Origin of the sequence: Herbaspirillum sp. CF444 (assembly GCF_000282135.1) — a bacterium.
GTDB lineage: Bacteria > Pseudomonadota > Gammaproteobacteria > Burkholderiales > Burkholderiaceae_D > Herbaspirillum.
Genome location: NZ_AKJW01000038.1, coordinates 1 through 24,314, shown reverse-complemented (window position 1 = coordinate 24,314; position 24,314 = coordinate 1). Strand labels below are relative to the sequence as shown.

General features: G+C 58.8%; 20 protein-coding genes. 7 read left to right on the top strand and 13 right to left on the bottom strand.

Features of this window, described 5'->3' with window-relative positions; translation table 11 throughout:
- The 3 genes from PMI16_RS09075 to PMI16_RS09065 form a co-directional block, all read left to right on the top strand.
- A partial coding sequence (locus tag PMI16_RS09075) for a rolling circle replication-associated protein (RefSeq protein ID WP_007878719.1) occupies positions 1 to 641 on the top strand: 641 nt, incomplete at its 5' end.
- 30 nt (positions 642 to 671) lie between these two features.
- The gene (locus PMI16_RS09070) at positions 672 to 1,331 is read left to right on the top strand and encodes a hypothetical protein (protein ID WP_007878718.1); all 660 of its coding nucleotides are present in this window, start codon (positions 672 to 674) and stop codon (positions 1,329 to 1,331) included.
- Between the two features lie 40 nt (positions 1,332 to 1,371).
- On the top strand, positions 1,372 to 1,995 hold the full coding sequence (locus PMI16_RS09065; RefSeq protein WP_007878714.1) for a hypothetical protein: 624 nt from the start codon (positions 1,372 to 1,374) through the stop codon (positions 1,993 to 1,995).
- A gap of 84 nt (positions 1,996 to 2,079) precedes the next feature.
- Here the strand turns inward: PMI16_RS09065 and PMI16_RS09060 are convergent, their stop codons facing one another.
- The 5 genes from PMI16_RS09060 to PMI16_RS09040 all read right to left on the bottom strand — a co-directional run bounded on the left by PMI16_RS09060 (position 2,080) and on the right by PMI16_RS09040 (position 7,562).
- The gene (locus PMI16_RS09060) at positions 2,080 to 2,325 is read right to left on the bottom strand and encodes a DUF1640 domain-containing protein (protein WP_007878713.1); all 246 of its coding nucleotides are present in this window, start codon (positions 2,323 to 2,325) and stop codon (positions 2,080 to 2,082) included.
- A gap of 40 nt (positions 2,326 to 2,365) precedes the next feature.
- On the bottom strand, positions 2,366 to 2,701 hold the full coding sequence (locus PMI16_RS25810) for a hypothetical protein (protein ID WP_007878712.1): 336 nt from the start codon (positions 2,699 to 2,701) through the stop codon (positions 2,366 to 2,368).
- 299 nt (positions 2,702 to 3,000) lie between these two features.
- On the bottom strand, positions 3,001 to 4,071 hold the full coding sequence (locus PMI16_RS09050; RefSeq protein ID WP_007878706.1) for a ComEC/Rec2 family competence protein: 1,071 nt from the start codon (positions 4,069 to 4,071) through the stop codon (positions 3,001 to 3,003).
- Positions 4,072 to 4,116: 45 nt separating this feature from the next.
- Positions 4,117 to 6,372: a ThiF family adenylyltransferase gene (locus PMI16_RS09045; RefSeq protein WP_007878704.1), complete on the bottom strand. Its 2,256-nt coding sequence runs from the start codon at positions 6,370 to 6,372 to the stop codon at positions 4,117 to 4,119.
- A complete protein-coding gene (locus PMI16_RS09040; RefSeq protein WP_007878703.1) occupies positions 6,369 to 7,562 on the bottom strand; it encodes a hypothetical protein in 1,194 nt (397 codons plus the stop codon). The genes PMI16_RS09045 and PMI16_RS09040 overlap by 4 nt, the downstream gene beginning before the upstream one ends.
- A gap of 88 nt (positions 7,563 to 7,650) precedes the next feature.
- On the opposite strand from PMI16_RS09040, the gene PMI16_RS09035 reads away from it, so the two are divergent.
- From PMI16_RS09035 to PMI16_RS09020, 4 genes are all read left to right on the top strand, one after another.
- A complete protein-coding gene (locus tag PMI16_RS09035) occupies positions 7,651 to 8,553 on the top strand; it encodes a WYL domain-containing protein (protein WP_007878702.1) in 903 nt (300 codons plus the stop codon).
- Positions 8,554 to 8,559: 6 nt separating this feature from the next.
- Positions 8,560 to 9,348 (top strand): hypothetical protein, encoded by a 789-nt coding sequence (locus PMI16_RS09030; RefSeq protein ID WP_007878701.1) that lies wholly within the window; start codon positions 8,560 to 8,562, stop codon positions 9,346 to 9,348.
- A 6-nt stretch (positions 9,349 to 9,354) separates the two neighbouring features.
- Positions 9,355 to 9,546: a hypothetical protein gene (locus PMI16_RS09025; protein WP_007878697.1), complete on the top strand. Its 192-nt coding sequence runs from the start codon at positions 9,355 to 9,357 to the stop codon at positions 9,544 to 9,546.
- Between the two features lie 398 nt (positions 9,547 to 9,944).
- Entirely contained in the window at positions 9,945 to 10,160 is a 216-nt protein-coding gene (locus PMI16_RS09020) for a hypothetical protein (RefSeq protein ID WP_034379694.1), read from the top strand.
- Positions 10,161 to 10,305: 145 nt separating this feature from the next.
- Here the strand turns inward: PMI16_RS09020 and pvdQ are convergent, their stop codons facing one another.
- The 8 genes from pvdQ to PMI16_RS08980 form a co-directional block, all read right to left on the bottom strand.
- The gene (gene pvdQ, locus PMI16_RS09015) at positions 10,306 to 12,633 is read right to left on the bottom strand and encodes a bifunctional acylase PvdQ (RefSeq protein WP_007878695.1); all 2,328 of its coding nucleotides are present in this window, start codon (positions 12,631 to 12,633) and stop codon (positions 10,306 to 10,308) included.
- Positions 12,634 to 12,717: 84 nt separating this feature from the next.
- Complete coding sequence (locus tag PMI16_RS09010) at positions 12,718 to 14,298, bottom strand: flavin monoamine oxidase family protein (protein ID WP_007878694.1); 1,581 nt, start codon at positions 14,296 to 14,298, stop codon at positions 12,718 to 12,720.
- Positions 14,299 to 14,451: 153 nt separating this feature from the next.
- Positions 14,452 to 15,273 (bottom strand): ABC transporter ATP-binding protein, encoded by an 822-nt coding sequence (locus PMI16_RS09005; protein WP_007878693.1) that lies wholly within the window; start codon positions 15,271 to 15,273, stop codon positions 14,452 to 14,454.
- A 3-nt stretch (positions 15,274 to 15,276) separates the two neighbouring features.
- Positions 15,277 to 16,977: a cyclic peptide export ABC transporter gene (locus tag PMI16_RS09000; RefSeq protein WP_007878692.1), complete on the bottom strand. Its 1,701-nt coding sequence runs from the start codon at positions 16,975 to 16,977 to the stop codon at positions 15,277 to 15,279.
- Positions 16,974 to 18,995: a Fe(3+)-hydroxamate ABC transporter permease FhuB gene (gene fhuB, locus PMI16_RS08995; RefSeq protein ID WP_007878691.1), complete on the bottom strand. Its 2,022-nt coding sequence runs from the start codon at positions 18,993 to 18,995 to the stop codon at positions 16,974 to 16,976. Before fhuB ends, PMI16_RS09000 begins: the two co-directional genes overlap by 4 nt.
- On the bottom strand, positions 18,992 to 19,906 hold the full coding sequence (locus PMI16_RS08990; protein ID WP_007878690.1) for an ABC transporter substrate-binding protein: 915 nt from the start codon (positions 19,904 to 19,906) through the stop codon (positions 18,992 to 18,994). The genes fhuB and PMI16_RS08990 overlap by 4 nt, the downstream gene beginning before the upstream one ends.
- A gap of 129 nt (positions 19,907 to 20,035) precedes the next feature.
- Positions 20,036 to 22,213 (bottom strand): TonB-dependent receptor, encoded by a 2,178-nt coding sequence (locus PMI16_RS08985; protein WP_034379701.1) that lies wholly within the window; start codon positions 22,211 to 22,213, stop codon positions 20,036 to 20,038.
- A gap of 212 nt (positions 22,214 to 22,425) precedes the next feature.
- Positions 22,426 to 24,314, bottom strand: a 1,889-nt coding sequence (locus PMI16_RS08980; protein ID WP_034379692.1) for an amino acid adenylation domain-containing protein, incomplete at its 5' end; no start/stop codon positions are given.

The following is a 24,314-nucleotide window of genomic DNA, read 5'->3' as shown; positions in this document are numbered from 1 at the left end:
AATCGGTAGCGGGGAGGGCGGCCAAGAAGAGGGTGCGTCAAGCCTGCAAAACCATCGGCGCTGACCGCATGATTACGCTGACCTATCGAGCGAACATGACCGACCGAGAAACGGCCCTGAAGCATTGGGATAGATTCCGTCGCCGCATGCGCAAGCACAAGGAATTTCATTACGTCGCAGTCATCGAGGAACAGGAACGTGGCGCACTGCATTTCCATGTGGCCGTCAATGGTCGTCAGTCCTATCACTTGCTGCGCTCGATCTGGTCGAGCATTGTAGGCGTCGATGAGCAAGGGCGCTCGATGTCGAATATCGATGTACGCAATCCTTCCAAGTTTGGCTTTGGAAAGGAGGGTGTGCACAAGCTGGCGGCCTACATTGCCAAATACTGCGCAAAAGAAATGGATTGCCGTGATCTCGATCAGAAACGTTATTTCGCATCGAGAGGCATTCCGAAGCCTGAGGTGCAAAGCTGGCCGATTGCCAGTGTGACGGCCTTGGGAGCTGTCCAAACAGCGTTTGCTATTGCGGAATCTGGCCTGCTCGATGGAGCTCAGTTCTGGTACAACAAAGCGCTTGATGTAATATGGATCGCAACTGCACCTGACCTCAATAAATGTGCAGCACTTGTGCCGTTTTAGAAAAATTATTATTTTAAGGGGAGGGGCTAAATGTCTAGCGATTCAACTATATGGAGTTACATCGTCGCGCCAGCAGCCACTATTATTGGTATCTGGCTTACAAATCATTTCAATACGAAAAATTTGGCGGTTACTCGACAGAACGATCTGGAGCAAGAAAAAAAAGAAAGAGAGTACGAATTCAAGAAGGAGATTTTTTTGCCGGTTCTAACAGAGTTTGTCAAATCTCAGCAAATGTTGGGAGCGACAATGGGGGGACGAGTGACTACCGAAGAGTATCTTGCTCGCTCTAAGGCTCTTGGTTTAGCTGTTTCATCAGTACTGGTGGTTGCGGAACCTGAAACGGTTAAAGTTGTGCAAAATTACTCAATGAAATTTCTGTCGATCTTGTCTGAGGAAATGCAGGAGAATGACAAGTTAATTCGTTTGTTGAATTCGATTGATCATGCACAAGGAGAGCAGCAACGGCAGTTGAAAATACAATCTAATCAGCTAACGGCGGCAAGTGTATCGAGAGTTTCTGATCATTTAGCGATATTGATGACGGAGTCTGTCCCGGTATTAGTCGCCATTCGAAAAGAGCTAGCAATCGATACGAGTATGGTTGCCATTTCGCTTGTCGTACATGAATACGCTAAGGCTGGACGTGAGCTCATGCAGAAGTTCGTTGATGAATTACAGAAGAGATAATTGGCTTTCTCCGTCTTAAATTTTTCTATAGAGGACAATAGTGGCTCAAGATGTTGGCAGCGATAGCGAACGTGATGCAAAATGGAAACGATCCGTAAATTTTTCCTGCATTCATTTTTTAAGGAAGGTTCTTTGGCGACAAGGAGCCGCATCTAATGACATTGTGGATTCTTTGGCAGCCGAGTTAACTGAGAAAATATTTCATTGGTCCGACTGGTGTGAGAATCTGCGAGGAGATGCCGAGATTGTTAGCCGCGCGATTCAATATTTGGCGGAACAGCATGATGGACCTTGGAGGGGAGTCGATTGGTTTGTGAACTCGATTCAGCTTTTAATCCAGCTAGCAGTTCCGGAAAATGTGCTAGATGAAAACTCGGTCGATTTCTTGTATGACGTGCAGCAAGGAATCTCGCAATCGATTCAGACGGCACCGATCAGAAAAGAAGAGTTGAGAATCACCGATAGCATGGCAAAACAGATTAAGTTATTGCAAGAAGCAGGTTGTGAATACGGGGCCGTTTCTGATCTATTGGAGTTGGTGGAGTCGGTATTTCACGGTGAACGTCTTGAGGGCTATCAAAAAGAACTATTATTGGTCGCAGCGACTGCGGCTCCGTTTGTTCGCGTAGAGCGTATTGAACGAAAGATTGACAAACTAGATTAGAAAAATATTCTTGTTTTATTTCTTGTAAAAAAAAAAAGCCCCTTTCGGGGCTTTAGTTTTTTTTTTGGGGGGGGCTTGGTATCGTCAGAAAAACGATTTCAGGACGAGGGCGGCGACGCCTGCGACGATAAGACCAAGCATCCATTTCATGAGCGTCAAATCGGTTCTGATCGGAGCCAGTTCGATTTGCAGGTCTTTTTTCGAAACTGTATCAGCGGTGTCCGACGCAGTTTTAATTGCTTCGGAAATAGCTTCCGCCTGAGCTTCGGCTAAGCCTGCGGCTTCGAGCTTTTTAATGAACTGGTGGGTGTCGAAGGTCACGGTTGTCATATCAATGGATTTCCTGTCAAAAGTATAGCATTGAGTGGGATTAAGCAGCCTGGCTGGTGCCGTGGCCAGTTGTAGGTGTTGCTGGTTGGTCGTCGGGGGCGCGAAAGTCCTTAAAGGCGATCACGTCGGCGCTGGCGATGCCGAGCTTGGTACGCATGCGGCCTAGGCCGGTTTGGTGCATCCATAGATCGTATTCAAGGCGCTGGAGCCGGAGGATTTCGGGAATCCACCATGGCATGCGGCGTTTTCCGGCCAGCCAGAGATTGACGGAGTGTTCTGAGCGGCGCAGGCGCTTGGCAATATCTTTGGGCGACTGGCCTTGGGCGTAGTACTGGAATTCGGTCGGATTGCCATAACGAGTATTGGGATATCGCATGATCTTTTCGAGTTGGTGAGCGTAAAAGGGGTATCGGCTCGGAATGTGGGAAATGTTGCTAATTTGAACAAAGTTGAGGATTTGCGAAGTGGCTGAGTTCTAGTTATTTATGCGCATAAAACTTCGCATAATTTACATTATGTAAAATTTCTTCGTAACTTACGACGCCTTATCCGGCAAGTGTTTGGCAAGAATCGTCCGCTGAAGTAAAAGTGCCAGATTATCTGAAGCGAATTTGCCAATTCCCGTCGCGTATGAAGCAAAAGTGCCGCAATTTTATCTTCCATCAAACTACCCGCTCAACTCTCTTGCTCTTCGGGGTATTCTGCTTGAGGAATTGATACCCAGCCATCGCGGGTAATGCCCGCCCCAATGCGGAGATTCTTGCTTTCGGTTGCCGCCCAGTGCCCACCCCGGTGCAATACCGCGCGAATTACGGACTTCCGCGGGTGATCCTCATCTGCTTTGGCAGAACTGCAAATGGCATTCCAAGTATGCTTGTCGGGCATTCTGTCCAATCGTGGACCAACCAGTTGATCCAGAATTTCAGTCGAAACATTGTGCCGACCGCCATGATGAGGCACCTGGAAATACCGAATGCCTGGCAACGCGAGTCCGGCAATAGGCGCATAGTCAATAACTTCTTGCAGTGCCTCACGCCCGGCATCGCCAGTAAGCATGACACGATGACCGTTCAGGACAGCCGACTGGACCACACTCATTTCATTTTCACGACTGGTAGGCTCTGGTGGAAAATACTCCTCGCCCCACAGGGATTTGATGTAGGCGGTCGCGGCCTTCACTACCCGAAATATGCTGCTCAGCGCGCTATCCAAAGCACTTTCTTCAACAGCCTCCGGTGTCTTCGCGGAGTCCACAATCAGGTCGAAATAACGCCCCAGGGTTGGTGCCATCACAGTGAAGGGGCCGATGCTCTGCCCCTGAAGGGGGGCATGGATTGGAACTCCCTTTTCTACCGCCAGATCCTCAAGAATTGCCGTGGCATCGTAGATGGAGCGCAACTTCTGCCTCAGCGCTTCAACTGATTCATAGGTCTCGAATCGATCGATCAACTGATCTGCATAGATCCACGGCCGGTTTATCCAGAGATTTCTGACCGTGCATTGCTCCAGAACTTTTCGCAAGCCATTTGCATGATCTCGATCAGGGTGCGTGAGGATGACATGGTCGATGACAGTTGTTCCGTAGCAGGTCTTCAGGTGCTCGACAATCTGATCTCCTGTATCCAGATATCCACCGTCAACGACGTGCACACCCTCAGTACCATTCACCGAATAGCGCAGCGTGATCGCATCCCCACTTTTTGCAGTTTCGACGCCAAGAAAATCGATCTCGAAGTAGTCAACCATACATCCCTCTGGTTTTATGCCAATAAAGTGCTGGTGGCTTTGCCCCTACCAGCGATCCACCGCACACGTGAGTCCTGTCGGAGTCCATACCAACGACACGGCGGGAAGGCCACCTGCATCCTCGGCGATGTTGCGCAATGTATTTCGGTCTATGCCCGAGTGTGGACCGCCTTTCGGGTGGCTGTGCCAAGTTCCGATGAAGGCGAGATACCCCAAAGAGGCTCCATTCGCAGTGCGCAAATTCTGGACGAGTCCATCCGTTCCGAGGACGAAGCGGGTGGCCTCTCGAATGCTGTCAGGCGGCGCATCCACGATGCCCGCAATGGTGATGGTTCGATTTTCGAACGAGATGCGGCCGACCAAGGCTCCGCCTGTTTCCAGGGAACCCCAGTGCAGCGCATCAGCATGGATCGCTTGCACGACCGGGTGCAGAATCCGAATGTTCCAGCCACCATCGTCAGCTAGTTCGAGCACAGTGGTTGGGCCAAGGCTGGCGCGGGTCCATTCCATACCGAGGCCTTCGGCATCCGAGACCCCGGCGCAAAGCATTGCCTCCTTCGGAAGCCCGCCAACGAGCCAACGTTCCAGTTGCAGGCCAGCCAGTGACGCAGAACGCGAAACAACGGCATCAGACATTGGCATCGTCAGTGAACGGCAGTTGTCGCCCACAAAAATGCGCGTCGGCTCCGACGTATCCCCGGCAATCGAAGCCCGCAGTTCCGGCACAAACCGACAGCACTCGAACAAGAATGCTGTAAGGTCGTCAACGCGGCAGGCGCGACCAGGCCCTTCGAGCAAAATCGCGACACAGCGGCCCTGACCATACATCGCGATCCGTACCAGACGGGCAGGAGACTGGTTCAGTGCTGCTGATTGTGTTTCTGCGGCCAGCACCTGAAGTGAGGCCGTCGCGTCCACGATGAGGGCCGCATCCTGCGGAACGACTGTGGCGAACTGTGCCGGATCGACCAGAAGGGTCACGGCGTCGGTGTCGAACGCGCGCGATTGAAGATGCGACAGCTCCTCAAAGGCCGTCTTCATCAGTGCCGACTTCCGAGGTGGAACCAGTACCGATGCCCGCTCAATGAGTGCATGCCGCGCCGCGTTATGAGGCGACATGGATTCGTTGTCGACGAAAGTCATTGAGCCGAAACCTGCTCGCCCCAGTTGCATCGCGATTTTCGATCCCACACTTCCGCAGCCCAATATGACCAGCGGCTGCGATGTGGCTGCTGATGGAATGCCGGACGTTCTTGCCAATAGCTCGGGGGACAGCTCATGCGCATGAAAGGCCGGGTGAACCGTGGAGTTTCGCTCTAGGAGTGCTTGGGTATTGAGTTCATAGTGCACCACATAGGGCAATACCTCGATACTTCTCCCTGGTGAACCCACAAGCGAAGCTGGCCGTTGTACAGTCAGAATCACAATCGCGTACAAGCCATGCACCCAGCCGCGCGAGTCCTGCTGCATATCCAAGATCGAGCGTCTGTAATAACCATCCAAGCTTTGGGCCAAAGCGTCGCGATCAATGCCGAGTTCCGCTGCTCGATCGAGCAGCGTAACGAGATCGACGACCGTCTCCGGTTGATAGTGTCCGACTACATACGGGTGGCCGCCGGTTATTGGAGCTCGCGCAATGAAGGCCGCAGTACGACCATTTCCCCACTTGCCCAACTTGTCGTTGTGAACTTCCTGGAAGAACACTGCATCGATTTGTGCGGTCAGTTCGGCATTGATGATGGCGTATAGTCCGCCATCAATGGTCACGTAGACTGCCGGAACTACCAGAATCGTGCCGTCAGCGAGTGCGGCGGCCGCGACCTTCTCGGCACTGAATACAATGGTCGAGGGACAACTGTCTCGGCGCGTCGGCTCCCACCCCTGTTCCAAGTCCAGCAATGTTCCGGCTGCGGCTTTGTGGAGCCAATCGACCAACTGATCGACAATGGCGTCTAGGCCAAAGCGATGCAGTAACTCGTCCAGCGACCCATCGAACAGGCAAGGCGAGACCAGCTCACCTTCGCGATGGGGATTGATGTGCGGCAAATTGAGCGGGAAGTCCGCACGTAAGAAAGGATTGGGCGCAGACAGAGGCCAATCACTGCCGAATATCAGCACGCATGTCTCGATAGCGCGCACTCCAGTTTCGGAGACGCCGTTACGTCGTGACCTGTTTGGCAGTTGGACGGCAACATCGACTTCTATTTGCATCGATGCACCATTTGCCTTTGGCTCGCCAACGCGAATCAGGCCCCGATGCCGCTGAAGTTGATGTAGTGCGTCTGCGATGGCGCCCGTCATGATGCCCCGTGCGGCATCGGAGTGCGCGCGGAGGTGATCACGGCAGCGGCCTTCGCTCCGGCTTCCTTCTTCGAGGGGGGCTGCACCCCCTGAGCGGTGACGGTGAAAACGAGGGGCTCCACGGATTTTTCGCTCGGATATTCGCCCGTGCAGTAAAAGTCGCCTTTTGCTTCGTCCACGATTGCTACGTATTCACGCTTTGCGCGGATGCAGGGCGGATCGCTGTCGTCGTCTGCGATCGGCTTGCAACTGGCGACGATGACGGCACCGTCGCGGGTCTGCGAAAGCGCCTTGCGAGCGTCGGCATCGAGTTTGGCCTTTTCGCGGTAGTCCGACCAACTGTCATAGGACAGCGAATGCCAGGAACAGTGATGTGGCGCCTGCATGATGTCGTACTCAAGCACATCGGCTTCGGCCTTGTGGCGCTGCCACTGGCGGTTCCAGATAAATACTTCGGCATCGCCACCAGTAAGGAATTTTGCGCCATCCGGCGTCTGAGCATCAGCAGCCAATGTGAAGTTCAAGATCACGCTGGACTGGTTCTTGACTAGGCCCTCCTCCTCTTCTTCGTCGTCCTGCGCGTCCAAGGGGGCCAGAAGAAACGCGGAGAAGAATGCGGAACTCTTGCCATTGATCGTCGAGAAGCGCGTGTCCACCTTTCGCACAATCGAGGTGAGATCATCGGTTTTTCCGTCGATGTCCTCGCCCATGATCTGAATGCGGTCGCCGTTTCCGACGACGAAATTCTTGTCGCGGTTCAGCTGTACGCGCCGATGCGCCTCCGTGTTGAACGCCTTGGCGTCGTCACTCAAGGTGTGCGTCTTGCTGGCGCGTCGAAACACGATCGGAGACGACCACATCTCGCGGATCACTATCTTCTTGTCCTTGTCGTCCTTCTTGTCATCTGGATACTTGTCCAGCGGCCCCAGGTGGAAGTGCCGCGTCAGGCCTCGGCAGTGGTCCTGGTCCGGGTGGCTCAGCAGGAACGCATCGACATACGGCCTGCCGTTCTCATCTTTTTTCAGTCGATCGCGCAGATCCTTGGCGACATCGCGCGCCTCCCCGTCAGGGTCGTCGGCGTCTTGCCTGATGTTTACGTCGATCAGCAGGGTGGTTGCGTCGAGGTCGCCGAACTTGATGAGGGTCATGTCCCCACTGTCGACGGGGAAAAACGTGATGGTTGTGGGCATTGGAGCTCCAAGTAGACGAATGAAGGATGATCGCGTATAGTTAATGTACGACTATTTTTTATATCCGTCTACTTTTTAGGTGCAACTAATGCAAGAGCCCTCTGCCACTGCCGCCAGTCCTACTGAGCCCAAAGGGCTAAGTTGGGGGTTGGAAAGCAGACTTCAATTCATCGACTTCCGTTTGCGCTGGGAACGGCGCATTAATCGAATGGATCTCACTGAGCACTTCGGCATATCGGTTCCCCAGGCGTCACTGGACATTGCCAAGTACACGGAATTGGCGCCGAGCAACCTAACTTACGATCGTAGTTCCAAGACCTACACGGCAGCGCCGAGTTTTCACCCGCTTTACCAACGAAGTTCGGCGCAACACTATCTAGCGGAGCTGCTGGCCACCAAGATGGGTGTCATCGAGCCTGCGGCCAGCTTTATCGGCTCAACACTTGAGGCAGATTGGGCGCCGTCCCCCTGGCGCACGATCAATGAGCAGACCGTCGAAGCAGTAGTCCGGGCAATTCGGCAGCAGGAAGCCATTTGGGTGAGCTACCAGTCCATGACGTCCATGGACGAATCGGTTCGCCTGCTGTCTCCCCACGCCCTTGGTAATGACGGTTTTCGCTGGCACATGCGCGCGTTTTGTCACAAACGCCAGCGCTTCAGTGATTTTGTCCTTGCCCGAATCCTGCGCATCGACGGCTTCGAAGCGAGCCAAGTGGATGCCAGCCAGGATTCGCACTGGCAAACTCTCTTGACGCTGGTGCTTGCACCGCACCCTGATTTGCCCGCTGCCAAGAAACGAGTCCTGGAGTTGGATTATGGAATGGAAAATGGACAGGTCAAACTTCCATGCCGCCAAGCGTTTTTGTATTACACGCTGAGGCGTTTGGGCTTGCATACCAAAGAAGCACCCGACCCTCTCGTGCAGCAGATCACTTTGAAGAACCGCGATGAAATTCAACCCTATATTGATGCCTTGTCGGCCCAAAGCTGAACGCCCATGACAACTATTATTGAACTGGTCAAAGACCCCTATGAGCGCAAGGCGCGCGTAATCCCAGGACTTCTTGTAGCGTTACCGCTGCTGGTTCCTTTGTTGTGCGTCTACGGCGCAAAGCACCCGGTACTTACAGGCGTGATTGGCTTGCTTGGTGGCTGCGGTGCCATTTATGCGCTTGCGAGCGTAGCTCGCGGGCGCGGGAAGAAGCTTGAAGAGATCCTGGTTGCAAGATGGGGCGGTATGCCGACAACCATCGCGTTACGCCATCGCGACAAATTTCTCGATGGTGTCAGCAAGCAGCGCTACCACGCCGCGATTGCGGCTAAGCTGGGCATCGCCATGCCAACGGCAGAAGAAGAATCAGCAAGTCCCGATAAAGCAGACGACATCTACGTTGGCGCCACAAAGCGGCTTCGCGAACTTACGCGTTCCAACAAGCAGCTCTTGCTGAAAGAGAACATTGCCTACGGATTTCACCGCAATATGCTGGCAATGAAGCCTGCCGGCATTGTGTCGTGCCTCTTGGGTATCGTCTACGGATTGCTGATTGCAAAGATTCTGCAGCTAGCACCTCCCCATTTTAGCCTAGAGCACCTTGCTGATCCGGGTCTTGCCGCAGGCTTGACACTGCTCATTTCGCTGGCATTACTTGCCGCTTGGCTGCTGTATTTCGATCAGGGCGCGGTCAGACGGATGGGGTTCGTCTATGCAGAACGCTTGTTTGAGTGCTTGCCGTCTTTGCCTTCTTCGGCCCCGCGGAAAAGAGCTTCAAAATCGACTACGGAGTGAGATTCAATGCTCTTTGATGTGAAAGCATTCACACGCTTGAGGGAGTCCGGCCTCAATTGGATTTACTTCAGCCCGCCAATGCTGATTCAGATGGGTGCTCGCACCGGGAAATTCAGGCTCGGAAAAGACGATCTCATCAAAGATGAAAGCGGCAAGAGCCATATTTCGTTCGAGGATTATGCAATCGCTCTGCCTTAAATTGTCGCTGAAGCAAGTTCGGCACTTAGCCGTGAAAAACACCCCAAAGATTGGATTAATATCCAACCTTTGGGGGCAGTTCATTGTGATCCATTTAGATTAATGCCGCACACATGCGGCCGCCTGATAAATTTCGCATGCGAAATTTATTGGCTACCTAGTTTGTTGTCGCCCTTTCCTCTTTGCGCTGCGCCAAGATCTTGTCGATCCAAGCCGCCTTTTCCTGTTCGACTTGGTCGACCTTCCTTTCCGCTGCGACTAATTAAATCTACGCCCCTGGCGGCAAGCAGCGAGAACTGGAAACACAAGAAGAAATGCAGCAGCGCATCACCAATTGGTACCCCATGCCCACTAACCACAGCACCATGCCCATGCACGCCTAGTTCATCAAACGCGTGGTGGCGTACGACCTGCCAATCGGCTACACCGAGAGTTATCGTCAAGACGATTGGTACAAGCTGATGATCCAAGCAGACTGGCCCCTTCGCGACACCTACTTCACCAACGGAAAATTGGACGTACCAGCCAAACCGGCCGGACTTGATCCGGAGAAGATCAGCGAACAACAACACATAGCCGACGACGCGCAGTTCAGAAATCTGAACGGGGCTTGATGAAGACCACGACTCCGGTATTAACTTGATCGCCCGTAGTCACGGCGTCAATACTAAGTAAGAATTTGGCAACACCCTTGCTCGTCAACGCCTGCTGCGCTCGACCTGATCGAACGCAGCAAGTGATCTGGCATCTTGCGATTGCTCAAGGCAACTCCAACACCGTCGTCCGCAACTCCTTATCCGCAGCAATCTGCGCTTCGCTGAACGGCACGCTGACCCATTGTTTGCGTCCGAACAGCTGGGTCTGGTCGGTGTGGTGTGCCGAACCTGGATTGGAGGATTCAGAAAACGTCATCAGGGTCGATGCATGCGGTCCCTTGACGTCGAACGAGACTACTTGTATGTAGCTCGATCCTGAGATGACTTCGCGCTTGCCGCTGCTGTTCAGCGGCCGGCTCTCGATGGCGTTGTAGACGCCGAGTGGTCCGCTGCCGCCTGGCACGGGGTAGAACACGCCGTTCCGGCTGCTACCCTGGATGCTGCCCCAGCGCGCGTCCGGCGCTATGCCGGCCGCGTTCAATTGGCGGGCGACGCTGATCAGCGTTTCTTTCATCTTGCCGGCCAGTTGCGGATCGCTGGTGCGCAGGCCGCGCGGCGTGGCTACCGGGTGGCGCAGGTCAAACGGCACCGCCCAACTGTCCGGCAGCTTTGCGGCTTGCTCCATTGCCGCGGCAAAGTACAGATAGCCGAGACCGCTGTCGGTATCGGTGCGGCGGTCCCACTGGCGCAGCGCACTGCAAGCTTGCGTCAGCGCAGCCTGATCCGGTGTTGCAGCGGCGCCGTCATCGTTCTTGATGGTCGGACACAGACGCAGCAAATCATCGACGCCCGGCGTGGCCAGATAGACCGCGTTGCGGGTCAGCAGCGCTTGCAGATCCTGCGGCCCGATGCGCGCATCGGCGCCGACGCGGTGCGTCAACCAGTCCAGCGCCAAGCGTCCGCGCCCGCTCACGGTCAAACCGTCGCGACTGACAATCGCAGGAAAGCCGGTTTGCGGCTGCTCCGCATTGCTGAGCCAGGCGCTGTCATTGGAGTTGTGCACATAGTCGCGGCGCTCCAGTTGCGGCATCTGCTTGCCGGCAAAGATGCCCGGCTGCGGCGTGTTGGCTGCACTCTGCAAGGCACATTGGCTACGCGCGCCGTCGAGGATGACCAGGCCATCGGCGCCACCGCTGTTGAGGCCGCAGTCTTTCAGTTTGGCGGCATCCACCTGCGGCACCGCAGACACGTTGGCAAACAACACGCGGCCATTGGCGTCGGCCGCCAGGGTATTGACCCAGGGGATGCCGAGGGTGCGCTGCAGTGACTCACGCAGACGCGGCACGCTGGTGGCGCCTGCGATCTCATACCATTGCTGCAATGCCCGGGTATTGGCGGCGTTCACGTCATGAATGGCGAACGCTGCGCGACTGTCCCATGCCATCTTGCCGGGGATGGCGAGGATAGGCCCATAGGCTGACATATAGACATCATGTTTCTGCGTGCTCAGCTGACCGTCCTTGCCCAGCACCTCGACCGCGACGCTGGTTTTACTCATGGCTTGCGATTTACCGTCGACCAGATAACGGGTGGGGTCGGCAGGATCGAGCGGCAAACGGTACACCACGAAATGGCGCGAGGTGTCGACCGTATGCGACCAGGCCAGCGATCGGTTGTAGCCGATATTGACCAGCGGCATGCCGGGCAAGGCCGCGCCCATCACGTCCAGTTTGCCGGGAATGCTCAGATGCATCTGATAGAAGCGCAAGGCGCCGTCCCAGGGAAAATGCGGGTTGCCCAGCAACAGACCTTTGCCGTTGACGGACAAGTCGCTGCCGATGGCGATGGCATTGCTGCCGGTGTGACTGCTGAAGGCGTCCCAGTCCGGCAGACTGGCCGCCGCGCCCTGCACGGCTGGCGCAGTTGGCGCAGTCGGCGGCCGGGCGCCCAGAATGGCGCGGGCAAACTGTGTGGTGCCGGCGCGTATCATCAGGCGGCGCACCAGCCGCGCCATGTCCAGCGCATCGATTTTGTTGACCCAGGCCTGCCCCTTGCAAGAGGCGTCCAGCGCGGCGCCGCCCTGCTCTTCAATCACGCGGCTATAGCCGGCGGCATAGCCCTTGAGCAAGGCTTGCATGGCTGGCGGCTGCGCGTTCCAGAAACTTTGCAGCGCGGCGTCCTGGTTGAACCATCGATAAAACGCATCGCTTTCCAGATTGCGCATGCCGTCGGCTGCGGCGCCCTCGCCGCCCAGATAGCGTGAGCGCAGTCCGCGCACCGTCATGATCTCATTGGCCAGCAGGCAGCCATTGTCCTGCGCGTAGGCATAGCCGACGCCGTAGCCCAGGCCTTGTTCGGTGCTGGCCTTGATGTGTGGAATGCCAAACGCCGTGCGGCGGATTTCCACGCGTTCGCTGGCGCTGCTGGCGGTCGTGACCGTGGCCAGCGCCAGCAACAGCGCTGTCAGTCGCGAGCTTGTTGCTGCTTTCATGTGTGACTCCTGATCGTAGTGCTATGCAAACATGGGCGCATCGTTTGCCTGAGGATAACTTGCCGGCGTGCGGCCCGGCGAAAATCAGCTTGTCGCGCTGCGGCTGTGGCTGTCGACGCGTTCGACGATCATTGCCACGCAGCGGCTGGCCGAGCGTACGCTGCCTTCCATCCAACCCGGAATCTGGCTAGCATGTTCGCCGGCGAAATAGAAACACTCTTGCGCGTTGATGATGGTGTCGTAGGCGACGCTCTTGGGATCGGCCAGCGACCAGCCGCCGCCGATACCCGGCATGTGCTGCCAGGCCACGCTGACCGGCTTGCTCAATTGCTGCGATTGCCCGGGATGGACGCGTTCCACCGAACGCCGCGAGGCTTGCTGCTGCTGGGCCAGACTCAGCTGCGCATAACGCGTGGCCGCCGAGCCGTGGGTGTAGGCGCCCACCAGAATGCCCTTGGGCGAAAAGATACCGTGGCTGGGGTACCAGATCAGGGCGCTGTCGTCATCGACAAACGAGATGCCGCCGAATTCGCTGTTGACGGTTTCCCAGAAGCGCGGCGTTTCCCAGCCGATTTTGTAGGCTGGACTATATTTGATCGCGCGCGCCGCCGCGAAGAAAGTCTCGGGCAGATTGCTCTTCAGTGCGGCCACCACCGGCAAGGGGCAGGTCACGATGGCGTAGTCGGCCGACAAGGCCACTTCTGCGTTGCTGCCGTCCTGGCGGCAGACGACTTGCGCCCTGCCCTCGACCACATTGATTTGTGAAACACGGGTATTGAAACGTATCGATTGTTGCAGCTGCTTGCGGAAGGCTTCGGCGATTTTGTCCATGCCGCCGACCGGCTGCAACATGGTGGATTGATATTCCAGGTGTTCGTCGTACCACAGCGGATACCACAGGCGGCGATCGAGGAACACCCGGAAGTCCAGCGGCTCGGGGCGCTGGCCGCCATCCTTGCCGGCGCCGGGATATACCGAATAGCCCGAGCGACGCGTGCCGGTGAAGCTGCCCGAGGCCGACAGATCGCCAAAGTGTTGCAGCAGTCCCAGCAGCTTTTGTTTGTCGTCGGCGTTCAGTTCAGCGTCGAGGAATCCTTGTTTGGCGCTTTTGGCCAGCAGTTCCGAGATATGGCCGCGCGCATCGCCCTGTAGTTGGCCGACCGTGTAGCGCTTGTCGACGCCTTGGTCCTTGATGACGCACAGCGCCGTGCGCGAAAAAATCGACATCACTTCCAATGGCACGCCCAGTTCGCGGCAATATCCCAGCAGCGAGGTATGCGTGCTGGGAATGCGCCCCGCCCCGGCATTGAAATACAAGTCGCGCTCGAACGACACCGACTGGCTGCTGCCATCTTCGTAGCGCACCGTGTCGCCATGGCGCAGAGTGCGCGTCCGGCCGCCCGGCTGCACCTGGGCCTCGATCACCTGCACCGCAAATCCCAGTCGCTCAAGTTCAAAGGCAGCCGCCAGCCCGGCCATGCCGGCGCCGACCACGATGACGGATTTCCCTTTGCCGCTTTGCGCCGGCGTCGAACGAATCTGCGCCAGCGCGGCGTCGGGCGAAGTCGCATCCACCGCCCCCAAAGCATTCATCGCCGCCAGCGCCGGTTTGTGTCCCGCCACGATGGACAGCGCCACAATAAAGTCGCGTCTGCTGAGTCCCATTGCATCCTTTCTTGCACCTGGTCGCCGCCTGGCCGACTTAGTCGGCTTAGCTGCTGATCCGCTGAGCCGGACATGGCAGACCACGGTGCGGCCTGGTTATGACCAATGCCGCGCTCGCGGCGGCCGGTCTGGATTGCCGCTGATGGCCTGTGTCTATCGCAGGCAGGTCACGCGGTCGCCGGTGAGCGGATGGATCATCACATCCATCTCCACCTCATAGATGGTCTTGAGCACTTCCGGCGTGAGCAGCTGCGCGCTATTGCCGCGTGCGACGATGCGGCCGGCGCGCAATGCAATCAGATCGTCGCAATAGCGTCCCGCCATATACACGTCGTGCAGCACCACGATCACGCTCAGCGCATGCTCGCGGCTCAATTGCCGCACCAGTCCCAGCACCTCGACCTGATGCCGGATGTCGAGCGCCGAGATCGGCTCGTCCAGGATCAGGCAGCGCGTGTCCTGGGCTACCAGCATGGCCAGCCAGACGCGCTGGCGTTCGCCGCCGGACAAGGTATCCACCAGCCGGTCGGCCAGCGCGCTGACATCGGTCAGCGCCATGCCGCGTTCAATCTGGCGCCGGTCGGCTTCACCGGGCGAGCGAAACGCGCCGAGCCAGGGATAGCGTCCCAGCGCCACCAGTTCTTGCACGGTCATGCCAGGCGCCGCCGGTATCTGCTGCGGCAGGTAGCCTACCTGGCAGGCAAATTCGCGCGTCGAAAACGATTGCGCCGGCGCGCCGCCGACGGTCAGGCTGCCGCCTTGCGGCTGCAATTGGCGCGACAGAATCTTGGCCAGGGTCGACTTGCCCGAGCCGTTGTGGCCGATCACGCCCGTCACCCGGCCGGCCGGTATGCTCAGGCTCAGAGGATGCAGGATCACCCGGCCGTCAATCCGGTACTCGATATTTTCCAGCTCGAACACCGCCTCTTGTGCGGTCGCGGCCTGACTGGCCGCATCATCATGTGAGACCAGCATGGTTCAGCCTGCCGTAGCGGTAATCGCTTGCGCGGTGTTGACGACTTCGCTGCTGATCTGGCCATTGGACATGTGCACCACGCGGTCGGCGACATGGAAGTAACGGTCGTCGTGCGAAATCACCACCAGCGTTTTGCCGGCGCGTTTGAGATCCGGCAGAATTTCGGTATAGAACACGCGGCGGAACGCCGGATCCTGGTCGGCAGCCCATTCGTCGAACACAATGACCGGACGGCGGTCGAGATAGGCGTGCACCAGGGCCAGGCGCTTGCGTTGTCCGGTGGATAAATCCGTGGTCGAAAAACTGCCGTTCTTGACGGCCACCTTGTGGGTGAGTTCCAGCCGCTCCAGATACGAGGCGGCTTCGTCGATGACATCTTCACCGACGATAACATCCTCAAACAGGTAGTAATCGGCAAACACAGTGCTGAACAACTGCCGATAGTCGTCGCGGTTTTTGGCTACGACGGGTTGGCCGTCGAGCAGGATGATGCCCTCCTGGGGTTCGTACAAGCCGAGCAATAGCTTGACCAGCGTGGTCTTGCCACTGCCGTTTTCGCCCACCAGAAACAGCATTTCCCCGGCATTGATTTGCAGGTTCACCGGTCCCAAGGCAAAGCGCGCCGGACCATCAGATTGCGGATAGGCATACGCGACGTTGCTCAGTTCGATGCCGCGCGAGCAGTTCGAAGCATTGCCGGCATCCGCGGGGGCCGTCAGGATATTGAGTTCCGGATTGGAGAATTTGAGCGACAGTTCCGCCACCCGTTTGAGCGCCACCTGGGTCTGTCCCAACAGCGGCAAGGCGCTGATCAGTTGCGTCAGCGGTCCCTTGACATAAAGCAGCACGATGACAAATCCGGACAGCACCAGCGGCTCGAACTGCATCGATCCCTGCAGCGCCAGAATCACGCCGATCACGACAAAGAACAAGGCCGAACCGAAGGCGTTGGCCGACATGAACAGGCGCATGGCGCGGATGCGCAGGTCGCGGATGCGGTCGATGGTCGACTTCAGCTTGTCGTCATGAATCTGGTGACGCCGTTTGCGGTTGATGCGCAGCTCTTTCGCGCCTTCGGTAATGGCGCGGTACTGCTTTTGCAATTCGTCCTGGGCTTCGCGTGCGGCTTCGAAACCTTTGCGGCCCTTTTGACGGGCCGCGGCATGCGCCCAGCTGCCCAGCAAAATCGCCGCTACCGCCACCAGGCACAGCAACGGCGACAGTATCGCCAGATAGGCGAAGCATCCCAGCGTGATGGCAATCGAGATCGCCAGGCCGGAAAAACCGAATGTGAACGTGCTGATCGTGTCGACATCCTGATTGAGCGTGGTGGTGATCTTGTGCACCCGGAAGCGTTCTATTTCGGCAATCGGCGCCGACAGGATTTTGGCGGACAAATCCTTGCGCAGATTGGCGACTACCTGCTGTCCGACGTAGCTGTTGCCGAGATCGGAGACGATTTCGCCGACGATGGTGATCACACACAGCGCCGCGAATCCGGCCAGTAATCCCAGCGTCGGCCCGTGCCCGGCATTGAGCGCCTGATTGACCGTGGCCAGCAGCCAGGCCGACGACAGGCCGCTGATTGCGCCCAGTATGGTCGCCACGAAAGCGACCCGCCAAAAAGGCAGCAGCAGGCGCAAGCCTTCGCGTAGCAGCGAACGCTGCTTGGTCGGAGCTGCCAGGTGTTCGGATGCGATCATTGTTTTCTCCACAAAAAATACAGGAAGGTCGGCGCGCCCAGCAGCACCGCCACCAGCCCGGCAGGCACCTGCCAGGGATACAGTATGTTGCGGCCGACCCAATCGGCGCAGACCATTAGTCCCGCGCCGATCAGCGCCACCGCCGTGATTTGTTGGCGCGGGCGCTGCAATCCCAGCGCCGTGACGAAATGCGGCGCCAGCAAGCCGATAAAACTGAGCGGCCCCACCAGGATCGTGGCGCCCGCCGTGGCCGCCGCAATCAGCATCAGGAAACAGCCGCGCGCCATCGTCACATGCAGGCCCAGCGCCCGGGCCGCCTCTTCACCGAGCGGCAATATCCGCAGCCAGCGTGCCCCCAGCAAGGCCAGGCCGAACACCAGCACCAGGGCTACGCCTGCCGGCGCTGCGCCGGCCAGCGTGGCGCGATACGTTGACCCCGACATCCAGGTCAGCAGCGTGGCGGTGCGCGGGTCGCCGCTGGTCAGCAGGCAAGCGGCAATCGCTGTCAGGATAGTGGAAATCGCCACGCCTGCCAGCAGCAGGCGTTCAGGAGAAAAACCGGAACGCCAGTTCAGCGCCAGCACCAGCAGCAAGGTCAACAGCGCGCCCGCGAAGGCCGCCAGCAACATGCCGTCGGTGCCCAGGTCGACGCTGACGAACAGCATGGTGATGATACCCAGCGACGCTCCCGACGAAATCCCCAGTACTTCCGGACTGGCCATCGGATTGCCGGTGATCCGCTGCAGTAGCATGCCGGCTACCGCGAGCATGCCGCCGGCGATGCCGGCCGCTGCCACGCGTGGCAGGCGCCAGTCGATGACGGTGCCCAGCGTGGTGGTCGGAAACCACTCCCAGCCATAGGGGCCGCGTCCTGATCCAAGCCCCGCCAGCACCGTCGCCACCAGCAGGAACGCGCAGATCAGTTGCACCTGGCGCCCCGACAGCCGCGGCCGTCGCGCCATGCGTTCATAGGCGACAACGCGCGCCTGCAAACCGCTCTTCTGGCGAAACAGCAACCACAGCATCACCGGCGCTCCCACCAACGCCGAACCACTACCGGCCGGAATCGGGTTGGGGAAGTAGGTAATCGTCTGTACGATCTGGTCGGTCAGCCACAGCAGCAGCGCGCCCAGCAAGGGCGCCAGCGCCATGCGCTGCGTGAATGTGCGCGCTCCCAGCAGACGCACCAGGTTGGGCGCCATCAAACCGATGAAACCGACCACGCCAACCGTGCTGACGCTCAGTGCGCACAAGGCCACGCCCAGCAACAGCGCGCCCAGCCGGACCCGTGCGACATGGACGCCGAGCGCCGAGACGCGCGCGTCGTCCAGTACCAGCATGCCGAGCGGCCTGGCCATCAAGGCCGCGCCGGTTGCGAGGACCAGGATCCGGGGCCAGAGATAGTGGACGTTCTGCCAGCCGTTTTGCACCAGCGAACCGGTTTGCCAGATAAACAAGCCGTTCAGGTATTCGTGGTTGAGCAAGGTCAGCGAAGCGCCCGCCGCACCGCAAAACAGCGAGACGATCAGTCCGGCCAGGATCACCGTAATCGTCGAAAAACGGGAACGGCGCGACACCATCAGCACCACCGCCGCCGCCAGTACGCCGCCGGCCAGCGCCACGCTTGCCGCGCCCCACTCCAGCAAAGCCGGCGCAAACAAGGTGGCCACCACCAATGCCAGGTAAGCACCGGAAGACACGCCGATGGTTGCCGGATCGGCCAGCGGATTCCTGAGGATTTGCTGGAACAACACGCCGGCCAGGCCCAGCGACGCGCCGACGATCCAGCTGATCACAATACGCGGCAAGGCAACCTGGGTGAAGATCAATTCGTTCACGGCCGCAGGCGCAGTCTGCTGCAGCACCGTCCACCAGCGCAGCGGCGGCAACACGGCAGACAAGGTGTGCATGCTGAGCGCGATTCCCAGCGCACCGGCCAACGCCAGCAGCAGCCAGCACCAGCCTTGCTGCAGGTACGCGGGCCGTGCGCTTTGCGGGATAGCCAAGGGCGTAGTCATCGCGCGCCTTCCAGTTGCGACATCATGGCGGCGCTTAATAAATTGCCGCAACGTCGCGCGGACGGCAAGCCGCCCAGGGCGTAGAACGAGGCAATCGCCGTGACCCGTCCGGTGCGCACCGCCGGCAGGCTGCGCCACAAACTGCTGTCCTTGAGAATGCGCTCGGCACGGCGCGTGCGGTCGCCCTGATCCAGATAGATCAGATGCGCGTCCGGATCGGCGGCAAAGGCAGAAATGTTGACCAGGGCATTGCCGTAGATTGAGGTTTTTTCGCGCAAGGCATTGCGCATGCCGAGCAATTCAATCACCGTGTGCACCCAGCTGCCAGGCCCGTAGATAAAAGCTTGGGACCCGTTTTCATGCAGCACGGCGACATAGACGCGGCGCCCTTGCAGCGGCTGCAGGCGGCCGGCGAGGTGCGCCATGTCGGCATCAAAATCCTGCAGCGCCCGGGCTGCTTGTTGCTCTTTTTGCGTCACACGTCCGACTTGCTCCGCCAGATCGCGTATGCGCTGGAACGGCATTTTCCTGGCGTCGAAAATCGTCGCCAGTTCGGTCGGCGCAATTTTTTCAAAACGCGGCAGCAAGGCTTTCTGCCATCCAGAGACAAAGATCCGCTCGGGCGCCAGAATCGCCAGCACCTCGAAATTCGGCTCCGTGCGGGAGCCGAGATCGACGGTATTGTCCGGCAATGCCGACTGCGGCAACCACTGCCGATAAACATCGAACTCAGGCACCGCAACCGGCATCACGCCCAGCATGGCGAGCGTTTCCGCTGCGGCCCAGTCGACCGCGGCGATACGCATGCCGGACGCGGCCTTCCCCGCCGGCGCCACCGCTGCCAGCAAGGTGGCCGACAGCAGACGCCCGCAACGACGGCGGCCGGCAGAAAAACCGCGCTCAGGCCACATACACACGCCACGACATAGTCAAATAACTCAAACTTCCATCCAATATCAACGTACCGGATTGCGCCCAGGCGCAGTCCGGTCGTGCGTTCAACATGCGCGAGCGGCCCTGTCGAGCGGCCCGGGCGGTGCTTAAAAATCGACCGTTGCCGAGACCAGGAAAGTACGCGGCGAACCGCGCGACAAACCATAGTTGGTCGAAGTCGATGCCCAATAGTTGCTGTCGAACAGGTTTTCCACCGTCGCGCGCACCTTCACCGGCTTGCCCGCGACAGTCATGGCGTAGCGCGCACCGATGTCGACCCGTTTCCAGGCAGGGATGCTCTGGGTGTTTGCGACGTTGTAGTACTGCGACGAAGTATAGATATAGCGGCCGCTGACGGTTAGTCCTGGCACTGATGCAAAATCCCATTCCGCTCCGAGGTTGAGGTTAGTGGTCGGTACGCCGACCGCCTTGTTGCCATCGGTGAGCGCGCTGGAAGTCTTGGTCAGCACGCCGTCGATGAAACTCACGCCGCCCAGCAGGCGCCCCTGTTTGGCGAAGGTGCCGAAGCCGGTGAATTCAATGCCGCGGTTGCGTTGCTCGCCGTCGACCACATAGGTGTTGGAGGCATTGGTGTAGGCGTTCGGCTGTTTGATTTCAAACACGCTCACGCCGCCGCCCAGGCCGCCGACATCAAACTTGGCGCCGGCTTCGGCCTGCTTGGATTTCATCGGGGCAAACACGGCGCCCGGGTTGGTGACGCCGGCGGTCGGCGCGGTCGGTCCCTGGCTCAGCCCTTCTACATAATTGGCGTACAGAGACACTTGTTCCCACGGTTTGAACAGGACGCCCACTGTCGGTGTGACGGCGTTCTTGTTGTATGAGGTCGTTTTCAGTCCCGTAGTGGCGCTGAAGGCATCGTTCTGAACGATCTGGTTACGCACGCCGGCGGTAATTTGCAACCGGTCGGAGAACACCGAGACGGTGTCGGCGACGGCAAAACTTGTCAGCGTCGCCTGGGCGGTTTTCGGCGCCTTGTTGCTGAATGCTGCAAGGCTGGTCTGCGCAATGCTGGCAGGATTATAGATATTCGAGGTATACGTCGAAATCACCGGCGCCAGCACGCCAGACTCGATCTGCAACTGCGTTGCCGACAGGTTGACCGTGTGTCGCAACGGCCCGGTATCGAATTTTCCGCTCACCCCGGCTTGCACGGTTTCGGTATTGGAATAGGTCGGCTGGTAATACTGGTTGGCGCGGAAATTGCCGGCGGCGTTTTGCAGGTAGATAAAGTTGTACAAGCCAAGGAAGTCGTTGCGGCGTCCGCCGACGACAGCATAGGCCGTCACATCCGGCGTGATATCGACTTCTGCGCGCAGCAGTCCATAGGTATCATGCGACTTTGCGTAGTACCAGCTCTGCCCCAGATTCGAGGAGCTGTCCGGCGCGCTAGGGATCTGGAAGTTGGCGTTGTCGGTAAACACCACGCGGTTGGGCGAGTCGACGTTCATGTCGTGATAGCCGAAGTCGGCCGACAGACGCACGTTGCGGGAGCGATAATCCAATGCGACTGCCACCGAACTCACGCGTTGCGCCTGGCTATCCACCGCCGTATTACCGTCGCGGTAGGCGGCATTGACGCGAATGCCCAGACTGTTGTCCGGTCCGAAGCGGCGTCCCAGATCGACGCTGGTGCCGAGCTGGCCGTTGGAGTAATAGCTGCCGGTCACCTGGGTGATCGGCGTATCCGTGGCGCGCTTGGTGACCAGGTTGATGGTGCCGCCGACAGCGCCGGAAGGCGCCATGCCGCTCAGGGTCGCGCTAGGTCCGCGCAGCAGTTCCACACGTTCATAGCCTTCCAGGCCGCCGGTCATTTGCGGCGGTACGATGCCGTAGATGCCGTTGATCGCCATGTCCTGTCCTTGCACCGCAAAGCCGCGTACCGTGAACTGATTGACGTAGCTGCCGTCGGACCAGATCGAACGCACCGACGGATCGCTCTTGAACACATCGCTGACGTTGCGCGCCTGCTGGTCCTGAATGGTTTGCGCCGTATAGCTCACGATCGAATACGGCACTTCCATGTAGTCGCGGTTGCCCAGCAAGCCCACGCCGGCGCCGCGCGCCACCTGCCCGCCGGAATAGGCCGGCGGCAGCGCGGTGTAGCCGGCATCGCTCTTCTCCGTGACGGTGACCGCAGGCAAACTGCCGTCCTTGGCGACGGTGGCCGCCGTATCGGCGCTGGTCTGCGCCCATGCCGATCCAACTCCGGCCGAACACAGCAGGCCGGCGCCCAACAGCAGCATGTTGATTTTGTTCAATTTCATCACTACGGTCTTCGACTTCATATCGCCCTTACCCTTGGTGTTATTTTTTATACAGACAAAAGGAACCGAGAAGGAACCTTGCTTAATTAATAATGCAAATCAAAATCATTCTTATTTATTGCAGAAATAATACGACATTTTCCTGATGCAGAACAAAGTTTTGTTGTCACCGGACTCACGGACAACTGCTGCGTCCTGGCACTGCAGGCGCATCAACCGGCCTCTTCCAGGGCATCGCCTTCCAAGTCTTGCAGCCATTGCTGCATCTCCGCCGCGTCATTGCGATTGAGATGCGCAGCCTGATCGATCCACTGCGCCAGAGCGCGGATGGACTGCAATTCGAACAGGACCGCCAAAGGAACCTCCACTCCCAGCCGCCTCTTGACTTGCGCCCCAACCTTCACCGCACTCAGCGAATGGCCGCCGAGCGCCAGGAAATTGTGAGTCACACCGACCTGCTCCAGGCCCAGCACTTCGCTCCAGATGTTTGTCAGCGCCGCTTCGGTAGCGCTGACCGCCGGCTCAACGTCAGCGCCGACTAGCGACCCCGGCTGCAACGCCGCCAAAGCAGCCTGGTCCAGCTTGCCGTTGATCGTGAGCGGGAAGCGCTCCATTTGCACCAACGCTGCAGGCACCATGTAGTCCGGCAGCACCTGTCGCAACGCCTCTTTCCAGGCCGACGACGCATCGCTGGTCCGGCCCGCTGCATCGGTCACGACATAGGCCACCAGATGGCGCTGGTCCGCCTCGCCGCGCACCAGTACGACGCCGTCGCGCACTCCCGGCAACTCCCGCAAACGCGCCTCGACCTCACCGAGCTCGATACGGAAACCGCGCACTTTCACCTGCTGATCGATACGTCCCAGATAGTCGAGTACGCCATCACCGTTCCGGCGGACCAGGTCGCCCGTGCGATACAGGCGACCTCCTTCCTGCGCGCCATAGGGATCCGGGATGAAGCGATCGGCGCTCAGGCCGCCGCGTTTCAGGTAGCCGCGCGCCAGGCCGGCGCCGGCGACGTAGAGTTCGCCTTCGCAACCATCGGGAACCTGATTCAGGTCGGCATCCAGCACATAGCCATCGAGGTCCGCCAGCGTCAAGCCGACCGGACTGCCGGGCAGTTGCGCATCGGCGGGACTCAGACGTCGGTACGTCACGTGCACGGTGGTTTCGGTGATGCCGTACATATTGATCATGGCCGGTTGCTGCGGCCCCGCCTGCGCGAACCAGGTTTGCAGGCAGCCGACGTCCAGCGCCTCGCCGCCGAAAATCACATGGCGCAGCGACAGCGACGGCGTGTGCCGGTACAGATCAGGCAACTCCAGAATCTGCCGGAAGGCGGAAGGCGTCTGGTTCAATACCGTCACCTTTTCGGCGACCAGGAGTTGCAGGAATGCGTCCGGCGAACGGCTCAGCAAATACGGCACCAGCACCAGCCGGCCGCCGTGCAGCAAGGCGCCGAATATTTCCCACACCGAAAAATCAAAGGCATGGCTGTGGAACATGGTCCAGACATCGTCGCGGCCGAATCCGAACTGCTCCTTGCTGGTGTCGAACAGGCGCAAGACATTGGCATGGCTGAGCAAGGCGCCCTTCGGTACTCCGGTCGAACCCGAGGTGTAAATGCAGTAAGCCAGATTGTCCGGATGGACCGGCAGATCGAGATCGCTGTCGTCTTCCTCCGCCAGCAGCCCGGCGTCGCGATCCAGGCACCAGAGCGAGAGCGGCGCCGTCCCGGCAGGCAACAGGCTGAGCAGATCGGCATGCGCGATGACTGCCGCAGGACGCGCGTCGGCCAGCATTGCAGCCAGACGCTGGGCCGGCTGTTTCGGATCCAGCGGCAAATAGGCAGCGCCCGCCTTGAGGATGGCCAGCAATGCGACCAGCATATCCGGCGTGCGATTTGTCGCCAGCCCGACCAGTTGCTCGGCCTCCACGCCCCAGGCGCGCAGCTTTCTGGCCAGCTGGTTGGCCTGCCGGTTCAACTCCCCGTAACTCAAGGTTTGCGCACCGAACGAGACCGCGATTGCCAGTGGCGTTTCACGACCGCGCTGCTCGATCAAGGCGTGCAAGCTGCGCGCCGGCAGGTGCTGCGGCAGGC